At 74.9% G+C, this 15,096-nt stretch carries 13 protein-coding genes; 6 read left to right on the top strand and 7 right to left on the bottom strand.

Translation table 11 applies throughout. The features are described 5' to 3' along the window. Positions 1-116 precede the first annotated feature (116 nt). From M3673_RS03920 to M3673_RS03900, 5 genes are all read right to left on the bottom strand, one after another. The gene (locus tag M3673_RS03920; protein ID WP_251531776.1) at positions 117-887 is read right to left on the bottom strand and encodes an exodeoxyribonuclease III; all 771 of its coding nucleotides are present in this window, start codon (positions 885-887) and stop codon (positions 117-119) included. A gap of 116 nt (positions 888-1,003) precedes the next feature. Then, a complete protein-coding gene (locus M3673_RS03915; protein ID WP_251531774.1) occupies positions 1,004-2,218 on the bottom strand; it encodes a cysteine desulfurase-like protein in 1,215 nt (404 codons plus the stop codon). Positions 2,219-2,368: 150 nt separating this feature from the next. Next, on the bottom strand, positions 2,369-3,691 hold the full coding sequence (locus tag M3673_RS03910; RefSeq protein WP_285838975.1) for an acyl-CoA dehydrogenase family protein: 1,323 nt from the start codon (positions 3,689-3,691) through the stop codon (positions 2,369-2,371). Continuing rightward, complete coding sequence (phaZ, locus tag M3673_RS03905) at positions 3,688-4,590, bottom strand: poly(3-hydroxyalkanoate) depolymerase (protein WP_308196089.1); 903 nt, start codon at positions 4,588-4,590, stop codon at positions 3,688-3,690. The genes M3673_RS03910 and phaZ overlap by 4 nt, the downstream gene beginning before the upstream one ends. Continuing rightward, positions 4,587-6,332 carry an alpha/beta hydrolase gene (locus tag M3673_RS03900; protein WP_251531772.1) on the bottom strand — a complete coding sequence of 582 codons (1,746 nt, stop codon included), beginning with the start codon at positions 6,330-6,332 and terminating at the stop codon, positions 4,587-4,589. Before M3673_RS03900 ends, phaZ begins: the two co-directional genes overlap by 4 nt. Before the next feature lie 259 nt (positions 6,333-6,591). On the opposite strand from M3673_RS03900, the gene M3673_RS03895 reads away from it, so the two are divergent. Further along, on the top strand, positions 6,592-7,092 hold the full coding sequence (locus M3673_RS03895; RefSeq protein ID WP_056904709.1) for a pyridoxamine 5'-phosphate oxidase family protein: 501 nt from the start codon (positions 6,592-6,594) through the stop codon (positions 7,090-7,092). A gap of 141 nt (positions 7,093-7,233) precedes the next feature. Then, complete coding sequence (gene ychF, locus M3673_RS03890) at positions 7,234-8,310, top strand: redox-regulated ATPase YchF (protein ID WP_251531770.1); 1,077 nt, start codon at positions 7,234-7,236, stop codon at positions 8,308-8,310. Between the two features lie 30 nt (positions 8,311-8,340). On the opposite strand, the gene M3673_RS03885 is transcribed toward ychF, so the two are convergent. Next, on the bottom strand, positions 8,341-8,892 hold the full coding sequence (locus M3673_RS03885; RefSeq protein WP_251531748.1) for a phosphate-starvation-inducible PsiE family protein: 552 nt from the start codon (positions 8,890-8,892) through the stop codon (positions 8,341-8,343). Positions 8,893-9,091: 199 nt separating this feature from the next. On the opposite strand from M3673_RS03885, the gene M3673_RS03880 reads away from it, so the two are divergent. After that, positions 9,092-9,475, top strand: coding sequence for a helix-turn-helix domain-containing protein (locus M3673_RS03880; RefSeq protein ID WP_251531746.1), 384 nt, complete (start codon positions 9,092-9,094; stop codon positions 9,473-9,475). Positions 9,476-9,692: 217 nt separating this feature from the next. Next, positions 9,693-11,879, top strand: a complete 2,187-nt coding sequence (locus M3673_RS03875; protein WP_251531745.1) for a PAS domain-containing sensor histidine kinase — start codon at positions 9,693-9,695, stop codon at positions 11,877-11,879. Positions 11,880-11,907: 28 nt separating this feature from the next. On the opposite strand, the gene M3673_RS03870 is transcribed toward M3673_RS03875, so the two are convergent. Beyond that, positions 11,908-12,378: a DinB family protein gene (locus M3673_RS03870; RefSeq protein ID WP_193662165.1), complete on the bottom strand. Its 471-nt coding sequence runs from the start codon at positions 12,376-12,378 to the stop codon at positions 11,908-11,910. Positions 12,379-12,426: 48 nt separating this feature from the next. Here M3673_RS03870 and M3673_RS03865 point away from each other — a divergent pair, with 48 nt between their 5' ends. Then, positions 12,427-13,008 (top strand): DUF664 domain-containing protein, encoded by a 582-nt coding sequence (locus M3673_RS03865; protein WP_251531744.1) that lies wholly within the window; start codon positions 12,427-12,429, stop codon positions 13,006-13,008. Positions 13,009-13,162: 154 nt separating this feature from the next. Further along, positions 13,163-14,695, top strand: a complete 1,533-nt coding sequence (locus M3673_RS03860; protein ID WP_251531742.1) for a serine/threonine-protein kinase — start codon at positions 13,163-13,165, stop codon at positions 14,693-14,695. The last annotated feature ends 401 nt before the right edge of the window (positions 14,696-15,096 follow it).

Raw genomic sequence — 15,096 nt, 5'->3', positions numbered from 1 at the left:
AACCCGCACCGGTCGGCCGACGCACGGGCCGACAGGTGCGGGTCCGGGCCGACCGGTGTGACAGGAGGGGCTTAAGGGGACGGCTCGCGCGCGGGGCCGGCCGGGGCGGGTGGGGCTCAGTCGGCCAGGTCGACGACGACGGGGGCGTGGTCGGAGGCGCCGGTGCCGGCGCGCTCGTCGCGGTCGATGAAGGCGCCGGTGGTGCGGGCGGCCAGGCCGGGGGAGCCGAGGACGAAGTCGATCTTCAGGCCGCGGTCGCGCTCGAAGCGCTGGCGGTAGTAGTCCCAGTAGGTGTAGCCGGGGGCGTGCTCGCGGGTGACCTCGGCGTAGCCGTCGTCGAGGAAGCCCTGGAAGGCCGCGCGCTCGGGCGGGGTGACGTGGGTGGAGCGGCGGAACTGCTCGATGTCGAAGACGTCGGAGTCGAGCGGCGCGATGTTCCAGTCGCCGACCAGCGCCGTGTCCTCGCCCAGCCAGGCGCGCGACGCCTCGCGCAGCCGCGCCAGCCAGTCCAGCTTGTAGACGTAGTGCGGGTCGTCGGGCTTGCGGCCGTTGGGCACGTAGAGCGACCACACCCGCACCCCGCCGCAGACGGCGCCGATCGCGCGGGCCTCGGGCGCCACGGGGTCGCCGTAGCCCGGCATGCCCTCGAAGCCGACCTGCACGTCCTCGAGGCCGACGCGGCTGAGCAGGGCCACGCCGTTCCACTGGCTGTAGCCGACCGAGGCCACCTCGTAGCCCAGCGACTGCAGCCCCATCAGCGGCAGCTGCTCCTCGCGGGCCTTGGTCTCCTGCAGGGCCAGCACGTCGACGTCGTGGCGCTGCACGAAGGCCTCGACGCGCTCGATGCGGGAGCGGAGGGAGTTGACGTTCCAGGTCGCGAGGCGCACCCCGACAACCTAGGCGCCGCCACCGACGCCGCGGGCGCCCGGGTGGGCCCCGGTCCGGCGGGCCCGGGTCGGTACGCCGCCGGGTCAGCGCTCCAGCGGGTCGGCGCCCCAGCCGGTCAGCGCACCAGCGCGGAGACCCCGGCGAGCAGCCGGTCGACGTCGTCGTCGCTGCTGTAGGCCGCGAGCCCGGCGCGCACGGCCCCGTCGTCGCCGAGCCCGAGGCGCCGGGAGGTCTCGAGGGCGTAGAAGTTGCCGGCGGGGGCGTTGACGCCGAGCGCCCCGAGGTGGGCGTGCACCCGGGGTCCGGGGTGGCCGGCGACGGAGAAGAGCACGGTGGGCGTGCGGTGGGCCGGGGAGCCGACGAGCGTGACGCCGGGCAGCGCGGCGAGACCGTCGAGCAGCCGGGCCAGCAGCGTCTCCTCGTGGCGCTCGACGGCGCCCATCGAGGCCACGACCCGCTCGCGCCGGGTCAGCTCGGCGGGCACCGAGGAGGGCTCGGCGAGACCGGCGACGTAGTCCACGGCGGCGGTGACGCCGGCCAGCAGCTCGTAGGGCAGCGTGCCGAGCTCGAAGCGCTCCGGCACGGCGTCGGTCGAGGGGAGCAGCTTGTCGGGGTGCAGCCGCTCCAGCAGCGCGGGCGGCGCGGCGAGCACGCCGAGGTGCGGACCGAAGAGCTTGTAGGGCGAGCAGACGACGACGTCGGCGCCCAGGGCGGTCGCGTCGACGGCCGCGTGGGGCACCAGGTGGACGGCGTCGACGTACGACAGCGCCCCGACCTCGCGGGCGGCCCGGGTGACGGCGGCGACGTCGGGGCGGGTGCCGATCAGGTTGGACGCCGCGGTGACCGCGACCAGCCGGGTGCGGGGGCCGATGGCGGTGGCGGGGTCGTCGAGCTCGCCGGTGACGGGGTCGAGGTCGAGCCAGCGCACGGTGGCGCCGGCGCGCTCGGCGGCGATGACCCAGGGCCTGACGTTGGCGTCGTGGTCGAGGCGGCTGACCACCACCTCGTCGCCGGGCGCCCACCCGCGCGCGAGCGTGCGGGCCAGGTCGAAGGTCAGCTGGGTCATCGAGCGGCCGAAGACGACGCCGGCCGGGTCGGCGCCGAGCAGGTCGCCGGCGGCGGCCCGGGCGTCTGCCACCACCGCCTGGGTACGACGCTCCGTGGCGGTGCCGCTCCCACGCTGTCCCAGGCCCGCGGTCATCGCGCCCGCGACGGCGTCGGCCACCGCGCGTGGCACCTGCGAGCCGCCCGGCCCGTCGAAGTGGGCCACCCCCAGCGACAGCGCCGGGAAGTCGTCGCGGATCGGTCGCAGGACGGGTGCGTGGCTCATGGGGCCGAACCTACGCACCACCTGCGCGCCATCGCCCGGGCGGCCCCGACGCGCCCGCGGGACCCGCCTGCGCGACCCGGCTGCGCGACCCGCCCGGGCTCGACCCGCTCGTGCGAGGCCTCCGCTCGCACCGCCGGCGCGGCACGCCCGTCAGACGAAGGTGCTCTCGCCGGTGATCGCGCGACCGACGATGAGGGTGTTGATCTCACGGGTGCCCTCGTAGGAGTAGATGGCCTCGGCGTCGGCGACGAAGCGGCCGACGTGGTGCTCGAGGAGGATCCCGTTGCCGCCGAGCACCTCGCGGGCCCAGCCGACGGTCTCGCGCATCCGCACGGTGCTGTGGACCTTGCACAGCGAGGCGTGCTCGTCGCGCAGCAGACCGGCGACCTGCAGCTGCGAGGCGCGCACGTTCATCGCGGTGGAGGCGGTGACGTTGGAGAGCATCTTGACCAGCAGGTCCTGCACCATCTGGAAGGACGCGATCGGGCGCCCGAACTGCTCGCGGGCCTTGGTGTAGCGCAGCGCGTGCTCGTAGGCGCCGCGCGCGCAGCCGGCGGCCTGCCAGGCCACGCCCATGCGGGTCACCCGCAGCACCTGGGAGGTGTCGTGGAAGGAGTGGGCCTCCTGCAGCCGGTTCTCCTCCGGCACCCGCACGTCGCGCAGGTGGATCTCGGCGTTCTGCACCACGCGCAGGGCGATCTTGTCGCGCTGCACGTCGAACGTCATGCCCTCGGTGTCCTTCTCGACCACGAAGCCCTTGACCTGGCCGTCGTCCTCGTCACGGGCCCAGACGACCACGAGGTCGGCGAAGGAGGCGTTGCCGATCCACTTCTTCTCGCCGTTGAGCACCCAGGCGTCGCCGTCGCGGCGCGCCGTGGTCGACAGCCCCTGGGAGATGGCCGAGCCCGTCTCGGGCTCGGTGAGGCCGAAGGCGCCGATGAGCTCCAGGCGCGCCATCGCCGGCAGCCACCGCTGCTGCTGCTCGGGGGAGCCGCACAGCGCGATCGAGCCCATGGCCAGCCCGCCGTGCACGCCCATGAAGGTGCCGATGGAGGGGTCGACGCGGCTCAGCTCCATGGCCACGAGGCCGTCGACCAGTGCGCCGCGGGCGGGGCAGCCCGGGGCGTCGTAGGCCAGGCCGGCGATGCCGAGGTCGGCGATGCCCTGCACCAGTTCGTGGGGGAACTCCCCGCGCGTCCAGTGCTCGTTGATGACCGGCTCGACCTCGCGGTTCATGAAGGCGCGCACCCGGCCGAGCAGCTCGCGGTCGTCGTCCTCGAGCAGCAGCTCGAAGCCGAGGAAGTCCGAGAAGGGGGAGTCGGTGAGCTCCACGCCCTCCAGCCCGGTGGTGCTCGGGTCTCCGCTGAGGTCGCCGTCGGGCCGTGCCGCGGCCTCGGCCGCGTGCTCGGTCGCGGTGCCGGAGGTCGCGGTGCCGGAGGTCGCGGTGCCGGAGGTGGGGGGAGGGGTGCTCATCGGTCGGGCTCCTGGTCGTCGAGGAAGTGGTCGATCAGCGGGGCCAGCTCGTCGCTCTCGGTGAGGATCCCCAGGTGGCCGCCACGGTAGACGTGCAGCTGCGAGCGCGGCACGAGGCGGGCGATGACGCGGGCGTTGACCAGCGGGATGATCGGGTCGTCGTCGCCGGCCATCACCAGCACCCGCTGGCGCAGGAGGGGCAGCGCGGGCAGGCTCGACCAGCCCGCGCCGGCGAGCAGCTGGAGGTAGTAGCCGCGGCGGGGGCCGCTGCGAGTGGCCTCGTGCAGCAGGGCGGCGCCGCGGGCGGGGTCGGTGCGCATGGTGCCGCCGTAGATGTCGCCGGCGATGGAGGCGGCGTAGCCCGCGTCGCGGTGGCGCTTGGGGGTGAGCATCCGCGAGAGCACCCGCGGGTGGGCGGGCACCATGAGCGAGCCGGTGCCGGTGGCCACGAGCACGACGCGGCGCACCCGTCGCGGCGACTGGAAGGCCAGCTGCTGCGCCAGCCCACCGCCCCAGGAGAGACCGAGCACGTCGAAGCGCCGGTGGCCCAGGCGGTCCATGAGCGCGGTGAGCCAGGAGGCGATGCCGGCCATCGTGTAGGGCACCGGCGGCGCCGGCGACCCCCCGACGCCGGGCACGTCGAAGCGCACCACCCCGCGCCGGGGGTCGAGGGAGTCCACCAGCGGCTGGAGCGCCTCCAGGCTGGCCCCGATGCCGTTGCACAGCAGCAGCGGCGGCTCGCCGGTCAGCGCGCCGGTGCCCGGGCGCACCGAGACCCGCACCGGGATGCGGCGTACGGCGATGGTGCGGATCCGGTCGGGGGCAGCCGGGCCGCGGTCGTCGTCGGCGCCGGGACCGCTCGGGCCGCCGGGGCCCCGGGTCGCCATCGTGGGGCTCACCGGTCGTGGACGTAGGCGCCGGGCGCGGCCCCCACGGGCTCGTAGCGGGCCGAGCCGTGCCGGCGGGGCCGGTTGCGCTCGGGGCCGGTGCGCTCGGCCAGCCAGGCGGCGTAGTCCTCCCACCAGCTGCCGCGCACCTTGCGGGCCCCGGCCAGCCAGGCCTCGGCCGTCGCGGGGTTGTCCTCGGCGGTCTGGAAGCTGGCCTTCTCGTTGCCGGGCGGGTTGACCATGGCGGCGATGTGGCCGCTGGTGGAGAGCACGAAGCGGGTCTCGCCGCCGAAGAGCTGGGTGGTGCGGTAGCACGACTCCCACTTGCACAGGTGGTCGGCGATGCCGGCCACGACGTAGGCGTCGGTGTCGACCTTGGCCAGGTCGACCGGCGAGCCGAGCATGGTGGAGCCGTCGGGCTCGGTGAGCGCGTTGCGGATCGCGAGGTCCATGAAGTCGCGGTGCATCGCGGCCGTCATCCGCACGGGGTCGGCGTTCCAGTAGAGGATGTCGAAGGCCTTGGGGGCGTGGCCCATCAGGTAGTTGTTGACCCAGTAGTTCCAGATCAGGTCGTTGGGCCGCAGCCAGGCGAAGATCTCGGCCAGCGCGGCGCCGTCGAGGTAGCCCTTCTCCCGCGAGGCGCGGGTCGAGGCGGCCGCGCCCTTGTGCGAGAGCAGCGCGCTGGGCAGCCCGGCCTCGAACTGGTCGAGCACGGTCACGGCGAGGCTGAAGGCCGCGACCCGGTCGAGGTCGCCGGTGGCGGCGAGGTGGGCCATCACCATCGAGGCGAGCATGCCGCCGGAGCAGATGCCGAGCAGCGCGACCTGCTCCTGGCGGGCGATGTCCTGGGCGGCGCCCATCGCCTCCACGATGGCCTGGCCGTAGGTGTCGAGGCCCCAGTCGGCGTGGCGGGCGTCGGGGTTGCGCCAGGAGATGCAGTAGACCTGCTGCCCGGCGCGCACGAGGTGCTCGACCAGGCTGCGGTCGGGGGCGAGGTCGATGACGTAGTACTTGTTGATCGTCGGCGGCACGATCAGCAGCGGCACCGAGCGCACCTTGGTGGTCTGCGGGGTGTACTGGATCAGCTCGAAGACGTCGGTGCGCAGCACCACCTCGCCGGGCGTCACCGCGATGTCCTCGCCCACCTCGAAGGCGTCGGCCTCCACCATCGACGGCACCCGCGGCGCGGTGGCGAAGTCGCGCACGAAGCGGCGCCCGCCGGCCACGAGGTTGCCGCCGCCGGTGTCGATGACCCGCTTGAGCACCTTCGGGTTGAGGGCGGGGTTGTTGGTGGGCGCCGAGGCCTCCACGAGGTTGTCGACCACGAAGCCCATCCGCTGGCCGTCGCCGTGGTCGAGGCCCGCGTCGGCGACCAGGCCGCGCAGCGCCGCGCCCGTGGCGAGGTAGCTCTGGAGGGTGCGGCGGAAGAAGGGGTTCTTCTCCCACGCCTCGTCGCTGAAGCGGCGGTCCTTGGGGTGCGGGGCCAGCTCGGAGCGGCCCACCTGCACCTTGGCCAGCTCGGCGCCCAGGCCGGCGACGCGGCCGACCACCCGACGCGGGTGACGGGCCAGCCCGACCCCGAAGCGCACCCCCGACATGCCCGGCAGCAGCCGCCGCAGCGGGCCGCGCGTGGCGTCGGCGAGCAGCAGGTCGAGGGGCGTCGCGAGCTCGCCGGGGCCCGGGGCGTCGGCGGCGCCGGCCTCGCGCATCCTCTGGTCGGCCTCGCGGGCGGGTCGTGCGCTGAGATCGGTCATCGTGCCTCCGAGCGGCTGGGCGTGGCCGACGTACGCCGGCCCTGCTGCGCCCAGTGTGACTGGTGCCACACCGGACTGGACCACCCGGTCGGATGGGCGGTCGGCGGGCGGGTCGGCGGGCGGCTCAGCGGGCGGGTCCGCAGTCGGGCGGGGCGGGCCGCCGGGCGGGGCCCGTCGGGGTGAGGGTGGGGGCCGCGGGGTCGACGTACGTTCGAGGGGCGGGCAGGACCTGTCCGCCCCACGATCCCCAGGAGGCACCATGAGCGCCCACGACCAGAGCACGAGCGAGCAGGAGCAGCGCGTCGTCGAGCTGCTGAAGGACTCGAAGGTCGCGATGCTGACCTACCTCGACCCCAGCGGCAAGCTGCTCAGCAAGCCCATGGCCACCCAGGACGTCGACTTCGACGGCACCCTCTACTTCATCGCCGAGCGCGGCTCCGACAAGGTCCAGGCCCTCGTGGCCGACTCCCGGGTCAACGTGTCCTACTCCAACAACGGCTCCTGGGTCTCGGTGGCCGGCACCGCCTCGGTCGTCAACGACGAGACCAAGCTGAAGGAGCTGTGGAGCAGCTTCACCGACTCCTGGCTCGAGGGCGGCCCGGAGAACCCGGAGAACGTGCTCGTCGAGGTCACCCCCGACTCCGCGGAGTACTGGTCGGCGCCGGGCGGCAGCACGATCATCTCGCTGACCAACCTGGTCAAGGCCAAGCTCACCGGCTCGCGCATCGAGGGCGACAACGAGCAGGTCGACCTGCGCTGACCCGGCTCTGAGCTGCGCCGGGCCCGCGCCGGGCCTGCGCCGGGCCGGCCCCGGGTCCGCCCCGGCCCGGCCGGGGGCCGCGGCGGCCCGGCCCGGGCGCGATTGCGGCCGGGTCGGCGCCCGCCCGTAGAGTTTCCGCCCGTGGCACTCACCATCGGCATCGTCGGTCTCCCCAACGCGGGCAAGTCGACCCTCTTCAACGCCCTGACGAAGAACGACGTCCTCGCGGCGAACTACCCCTTCGCCACCATCGAGCCCAACGTCGGTGTGGTCGGGGTGCCCGACGGGCGCCTGGCCCGGCTGGCCGAGGTGTTCTCCTCGGCCAAGGTGCTGCCGGCGACGGTGGAGTTCGTCGACATCGCCGGCATCGTGCGCGGCGCCTCGGAGGGCGAGGGCCTGGGCAACAAGTTCCTCTCCCACATCCGCGAGTCGGCCGCGATCTGCCAGGTCACCCGCGTCTTCCGCGACGAGGACGTCACCCACGTCGACGGTGAGGTCAACCCCGACAACGACATCTCCACCATCCAGACCGAGCTGATCCTGGCCGACCTGCAGACGGTGGAGAAGGCCATCCCGCGCCTGGAGAAGGAGGCGCGCGGCAACAAGGCCGTCACCGCCAACCTGGAGGCCGCCAAGGAGGCCCTCGGCCACCTCGAGGCCGGCACCCCGGTCATCGACACGAAGGTCGACCGCGCACTCGTGCGCGAGCTGTCGCTGCTGACCGCCAAGCCCTTCATCTACGTCTTCAACTGCGACGCCGACGAGCTGGCCGACGAGGAGCTCAAGGACCGCATGCGCGCCCTGGTCGCCCCCAGCGAGGCGATCTTCCTCGACGCGAAGTTCGAGTCCGAGCTCGTCGAGCTCGGCGACGACGACGAGGCCCGCGCCATGCTCGAGGAGATGGGCGTCGAGGAGCCCGGCCTCGACGTGCTCGCCCGGGTCGGCTTCGACACCCTCGGCCTGCAGACCTACCTCACCGCCGGCCCCAAGGAGACCCGGGCCTGGACGATCCCGAAGGGCGCCACCGCCCCTGAGGCCGCCGGCGTGATCCACACCGACTTCCAGCGCGGCTTCATCAAGGCCGAGATCGTCTCCTTCGACGACCTCATGGAGCTCGGCACCATGCAGAAGGCCAAGGAGGCCGGCAAGGTGCGCATGGAGGGCAAGGACTACGTCATGGCCGACGGCGACGTGGTGGAGTTCCGCTTCAACGTCTGACCCGCGCGGCCCGGCGCTCGCCGTCCCGGTTCAGGACGCGCGCTGCTCGCTGTCGGGCGAGGCGGTGCTGTCGGCCACGGCGTCGTCGTCCTCGCGGCCCTCGTCGGGCTCGCGCTCCTTGCGCCGCAGCAGGTAGGCCGCGGCCGCGAGCAGCAGGGTCAGCACGCCGAGCACGCCGATGAGGGTCACGTCGTCGCGGAAGACGTCGCCCTTGCCGGTGGCCTCGGCGGCCTTGACCGACACGACCACGATCTCCTTGATCGAGGCGATGATGCCCACGATGAGGAAGGGCTCCGCCACGAGCTCGCGGCGCGCGACCGTCGCACGCACGGCGAAGAGCAGCTCCACGACGATGAAGACCAGCAGGACGGCGTCGAGCACCTCGAGCACGGGTGCCTGGCCGCCGGTGACGAAGAGGTCGGGCACGCCGCGGGCCAGGTCGACCACCAGGGCCGTGGCGCAGATGGCGAGGACGACGGCGATGACGACGTAGAGGGTGTCCTCCAGCCAGCCGATGGCGCGGTCGATGACCTCGGCGCGGCGTTCCTCGCTCGACGGAGCGTCCTTGGATCGTGTGCTCATCGGCTGATGATGGCAGCCCGACGGCGGCGGCGTCGCCCGCGCCGCGCGCAGACCCGACGGCCGGGCCCGCCGGCCTCGCCGTGTCTGTCCAGGGTCCGCCGGGCCCTTCTCGACCGGGCGCGCCAGGTGGTGCAGGACCCGCTGCGATCCGGCGCCGCTGGGGTGCGGTCCGCCGCACGTGGCACGGAATCATTCTCGGGTGCGTTCTCGGGAGTGGATCGACAGCAGGCAGGCGGCCGAGGTGCTCGGCCTGACGCGGAGCCAGGCGGTGTGGCTGGCGCGGCGGGGGAGGATCCCGGCCGAGCAGCGCGAGGGGCGGTGGGTCTTCGACGCCGCCCATGTGCGCGCCGACGCCGCCGAGCGCCGGGGGTGGGTCTCGTGGCGGGAGGCCGCCGACCTGGCCGACTGCACCGAGCACGCGCTGTGGGAGGCGGTGGCCGCGGGCCACGTCGAGCAGCGCGCCGGGCGGGGGCCCTCGCTGCGGCGCGACAGCGTGCTCGCCTGGGCCCGGTCACGACGGGTCCGGGGGATCGTCCGCACCCCGCGCCAGGGCTGTACGCCGGGGGCCGGGCCGACGGCCTAGCCCGGGCCCACGAGTCGCCCGCGCCGCGGGGTGGGCCAGCGGGGTGCGCCAGCGGGTGCACGGCGCCCGCCACCCGGCTGATCACCCCGCGGCCCGACCGGCCGATCGGAGGGGGTGCCCCCGCGGGGTGGCGCCGTACGGGCTCCACCGGTGACCGCGGACGCTGAGTGCGTCGACCCCCCTGAGCGACGCGGCAGGGCGAGCACACGGAGGCACGATGTCCACGACCAGTGCGCGACGCTCTCGGGCGCGCTTCGCACCGCCCGTCCCGGTCACCCACGGCACCCCCCGCCGGGTCCTGCTGCTCCTCGCGGTGCTCCTCGGCGCGCTGGCGGGGATGCAGACCGTGGCGGCCGACAGCCTGACCCCCACGGTCTGGCCCCCGGCCGGTCTGGCCGCCGGGCTCTACCTCACGACGCCGCCGCGGCGCAGGCCGCACGTCCTCGCTGCGCTGCTCGGCCTCCTGGTGCTCGCCCACCTGCTCGACGGCGCGGGCGGGGGAGTCTCGCTCGGGCTCGGCGTCTCGACGGTGCTCGGGGCCGTGGTCACCGAGACCCTCCTCGTCGCCCGCCGCCCCGACGGGCGCGCACGGCTGCGCGACCAGGGCGACGTCTCGCGCATGATCGGGGCCATCGCCGTCGGCTCCGCCGTCGCCGGGGCGGGCTGGGTGACGACGCTGCTGCTCACCGGGGCGCCGGTCGAGAGCACGTGGCGCGTGGCGCTGGCCGCGGGGGGCGCCCACGCCGCGGCCGCGGTCGTGCTGGTGCCGCTCTTCCTCGACAAGCTGGAGTTCCAGGCGCTGGCCTCGACGGGTGAGAGGGCGGTGCAGCTCGCGCTCACCGTCGGCACGACGGTGGCGGTCTTCGTGCCCACCGACCTGCCGCAGCTGATCTTCGCGGTGATGCCGATGTTCACCTGGCACGCCTTCCGCGGCAGCCTGCGCGAGTCGATGGTGGTGCTCGTGGTGGTGGCGGTGGTCAGCACGACCCTGACCACGGCAGGCCTCGGGCCGGTCGCCGCGGCTGGGGCGCTGCTCGACCTGCCGCCGGAGGTGTCGCTGGGGGTGCTCCAGCTCTTCCTGCTCGACTGCGGGCTGATCCTGCTCCCGCTCTCGGTGATGGTCACCCAGCAGCGGGTGGCCACCGCCTGCGCCGAGCAGGAGCGGGAGACGATGATCCGCCTGGTCGACGCCGCCACCGGCACCGCCGTGGTGGCGACCGCTGCCGACGGCACGGTCACCCTCTTCAACCCCGGCGCCGCCGCGGTCTTCGGCCGCCGCGCCGACGAGGTCGTGGGCTGCCGGCCCGACGCCCTCTTCGCCGAGGAGGAGCTGCGCCGGCACGCCGACGCCGTGGGCGCGGCGCCGGTCTTCGCCGACATCTGCCGGGCCTCGGTGGCCCAGGGGGTGCGCGACGCCCACTGGCGCGTGCGGCGGGGGGAGGAGGAGCGCATCCTGCGGATGACGCTGACCGCGGTGCCCGACTCGCTCGGCGGACTGACCGGCTACCTCGCCACGGCCGAGGACGTCACCGACCGCGAGCGCGCCCACCGCTCGCTGCTGGCCACCCTCGAGGCCGAGCGCGAGGCGGTGGAGCGCCTCAGCGCGCTGGAGCGCACCAAGACCGAGCTGGTCGCCACGGTCAGCCACGAGCTGCGCACCCCCATCACCAGCATCCTGGGCTTCGCCGAGGTGCTGGAGGACGGCGACGTCGGCGAGCTCACCGGGCCGCAGCGCGCCGTGCTCACCCGGATCAGCAGCAACTCGCGCCGGCTCTCGGCGCTCGTGGAGGACCTGCTGATGCTCTCCAGCGTCGAGGAGGCGACCGTGCGGCTCCAGGTCGAGCGCCTCGACCTGCGCGACGTCGTGGCGCGCGCCTCGGCGGCGGTCGTCGACTGCGTGCCCGAGCGCTCGCTCGACGTCGCGCTCCACCTGCCGCCCGGCCCGGTCGAGCTCAGCGGCGACGCGGTCAAGCTGGAGCGGGCCGTGACCAACCTGGTGAGCAACGCGCTGAAGTTCACCCCCGACGGGGGTGCCGTCACCGTGGCGGTCGAGCGGGGGGCCGACGAGCACGTGGTGGTCGTCAGCGACACGGGCATCGGGATCGCGCAGGAGGAGCAGGCGCAGCTCTTCACCCGCTTCTTCCGCTCGGCCGAGGCCAACCTCCGCGCCATCCAGGGCACGGGTCTGGGGCTGTCGATCGTGCAGGCCATCGTGGAGCTGCACGGGGGTCGGGTGGGCGTCGACTCCGCGCCGGGTGTCGGCACCACGGTGACCGTGGTGCTGCCCCTGGTGATGCCCTCGACGGTGTCGTCGGCGGTGTCGCCGGCGGTGTCGTCGCCGCTCGGGGCTCCGGCGTCCGAGCCGGCCGGGGGTGGGGAGGGCCTGGCGGTCCTCCCCACGTGACTCTCGCGCCTGCTGGTGCGCGCGTGGCTCAGCCCTCGGAGCCGAGCAGCTCGACCAGGATGTCGCCGTGCCCGGCGTGGCGGGCCAGCTCGGTGAGCAGGTGCAGGTGCACCGCCCGCAGGCTGGTCTCGCCGTGGTGGGAGGAGTAGGTCTCGTCGAGGTCGCGGCCGGCCGCGATCTCGCGCGAGCGCTCGCAGGCGGCGAGGTAGGTCGCGCGCACCGAGGCGACGGTGTCCTCCTCGTCGATCACGAAGCTCTCGTCGACGGTGTCGGGGAGGCCGAGCTCGGCGCGGGGCACGCCGGCGACGCGCGAGTGGAACCAGACCCGCTCCACGAAGGTCAGGTGCTTCACCAGGCCCAGCGGCGTGGTCGCGGAGGGCACGAGGCGCGCGCGGGCCGCCGTGTCGTCGAGCCCGTCGAGGATGGCCGCGACCTCCTCGCGCTGGCGGTCGAGGGCGTCGGCGAGCAGCGCCCGCTCGTCGTGGGGGGAGGGGGCCATGACGGCAGGCTAGCGACGGACGTCGGCGCCCGGGCCTAGCGTGTGGCCATGGACCGACACGACGCTGCCGCGATGCCCTGGGAGATCCCGCTGGCCGGCGACGAGGTCGGCCACCTCGTCGGCTCGCTCGACCGGCTGCGGGCGACCTTCCGCTGGAAGGCCGAGGGTCTCGACGCCGCCGGGCTGTCCGCCCGGCTGGGCGTCTCGGCCATGACGCTGGGGGGCCTGCTCAAGCACCTGGCCCTGGTGGAGGACGACGTCTTCGCCTGCCGCCTGTCCGACGACCCGCTGGGTCCGACCTGGGACGCCTACTTCGCAGGGATGACCGCGCCGCCCGGCGACGACTGGTCCTTCACGTCCGCGGCCGACGAGCCGCCCGCGGTGCTCTACGCGCTCTACGACGGCGCCGTCGCGCGCTCGCGCGTCCGCCTGGCCGCCGCTCTGGCCGCCGGCGGGCTCGACCAGGAGGTGGCGATGGCCGACGACGCCGGGCGGCACGCCAGCCTGCGCCGGCTGCTGTGCGACCTGCTGGAGGAGTACGGCCGCCACACCGGCCACGCCGACCTGTTGCGCGAGGCCGCCGACGGCCGGGTCGGGGAGGACCCGCCGGCGTACTGGGTGGGAGCCTGAGGCCCCTGACGATGTGACGTACACCGTAAGGCGGCACCCTCAGGGGTGGTCGTCGTGCTTGGCGGCCTGTGGTGCACTGGGTGGTCGACCACGCGCCGGGGAGACCCCCGTCGCGCCGACAGACCCCGGGCCGCGGGCCCGACGGAGGAGCCAGATGACGCCGGACCCCATCGCAGGCCGCTACCGGATCGTGCGCGAGATCGGCCGTGGAGGGATGGGCGCGGTCTGGCTGTGCCACGACGAGACCCTGGGCCGCGACGTCGCGGTGAAGCGGGCGGGAGCGCTGCCGGGCGTCGCGGTCGACGGCGCCCGCGCGCTGAGGGAGGCCCGCTCGGCCGCCGCGCTCAACCACCGCAACGTCGTCTCGGTGCTCGACGCGGTGGAGGACGGCGGGGAGGTGTGGCTGGTGATGGAGTACGTCGCGTCGCGCAACCTGACCGAGGTCGTCGACCAGGACGGTCCGCTGACGCCCCGGCGTGCGGCGGCGATCGGCGCCCAGGCGGCCGACGGCATCGCCGCCGCCCACGCCCGCGGCACCATGCACCGCGACGTCAAGCCCGGCAACGTGCTGGTGACCTCCGACGGCACGGCCAAGATCTCCGACTTCGGCATCGCCCGCACCGCCGGCGACGACCAGCTCACCGGCACCGGTCTGGTGCTCGGCACCCCCGCCTACTTCGCGCCCGAGCTGGCGCGCGGCGGCGACCCCACGCCCGCCGCCGACGTCTGGGCCCTGGGCGCCACGCTCTACGCCACGGTCGAGGGCCGCCGTGCCTACGGCGAGGGCAGCGCGCTCGAGGTGCTGGCTCGCATCGCCGACGGTCCGCCCCCGCCGCCGCAGCGCGCGCAGGCCCTGGGCCCCGTGATCGAGCGGATGATGGACCCCGACCCCACCCGTCGCCCGAGCATGCCCGAGGCGGCGGAGTCGCTGCGCGCGCTGGCCGCCGGTCGCGCCGTGCCCGCCGGCGCCGCTCGGGCCGACGCCACGCAGGTGATCGCGACCCAGGCGGTCGCCACGAGGACCGTGCCCGCCGTGGCTCCGGTGCCCGTCCCGGCGCCGACCCCGGCCGGGACCTCGGACGACGGCTCGCGGCGGCGTCGGGCGCCGTGGCTCGTCGCCGCGGTCGTGCTCCTCGTGCTGGCCCTGGCCGGCGGAGCGGTCGCGCTGGTCGTCGGCGACGACGGCGTCGACGAGGCCGGGCGCGCCGAGCAGGCCTCCGCCCGCACGGGCAACGGCAACGGCGCCGGCAACGGCAACGGGCGGGACCGCTCGGCCACGCCGACACCCACACCGACCCCGACGCCCACGCCCACGCCCACGCCGACTCCGACCCCCACGCCGACCCCGACCCCGACCCCGACGCCGACGCCCGCGGACCAGGCCCCGAGCAGCAGCCCGGCCGCCTTCGTGCAGTCCTACTACGCAGCCCTGCCCGGCGACCCGTCGCAGACCTGGCCGGCCCTGTCGCCGCAGCTGCAGGCCCGGGTCGGCAGCTACGACGACTACGCGTCCTTCTGGTCGGGCATCGACGCCGTCACCGTGACGGGCACGTCGGGCTCGGGCCGCACCGTCGACGTGTCGCTGACCTACTCCTCCGGGGGCGGCCAGCAGAGCGAGGTGCGCCGACTCACCCTGCAGCCCACCGACGGCACCTGGCTGATCGTCGGAGACGCCGTCGTCGGCTGACCCGGCCCCCGACCGCCCGCGGCCCCGGCGCTCGTAGACAGCGCCCACTCGTGCGGTGGCCGTGGTCGGGCGCGCGCAAGTGCGCTGCTCGGGCAGACGCCGGGCCCCACACCTGGCACGGACCGTGCAAACCTCCGCGGGGGGCGGGGTCGCCCGCACGCAATTGCGCCACTTGCGCAGACGCCAGGCCCCGCGCCTGGCACGGACCGCGCAAACCTCTGCGGCGGCCGTGGTCGGGCGCGCGCAATTGCGCCACTTGCGCAGACGCCGGGCCCCGCGCCTGGCACGGACCGTGCAAACCTCCGCGGGGGGCGGGGCCGCCTGCGCGCAGTTGCGCCACTTGCGCAGACGCCGGGCCCCGCGCCTGGCACGGACCGTGCAAACCTCCGCGGGGGGCGGGG

Origin of the sequence: Nocardioides sp. P86 (assembly GCF_023712465.1) — a bacterium.
Taxonomy (GTDB): domain Bacteria; phylum Actinomycetota; class Actinomycetes; order Propionibacteriales; family Nocardioidaceae; genus Nocardioides; species Nocardioides kribbensis.
Note: the sequence above shows the minus strand (reverse complement) of the source record. Positions and strands in the feature narration are given on the sequence as shown.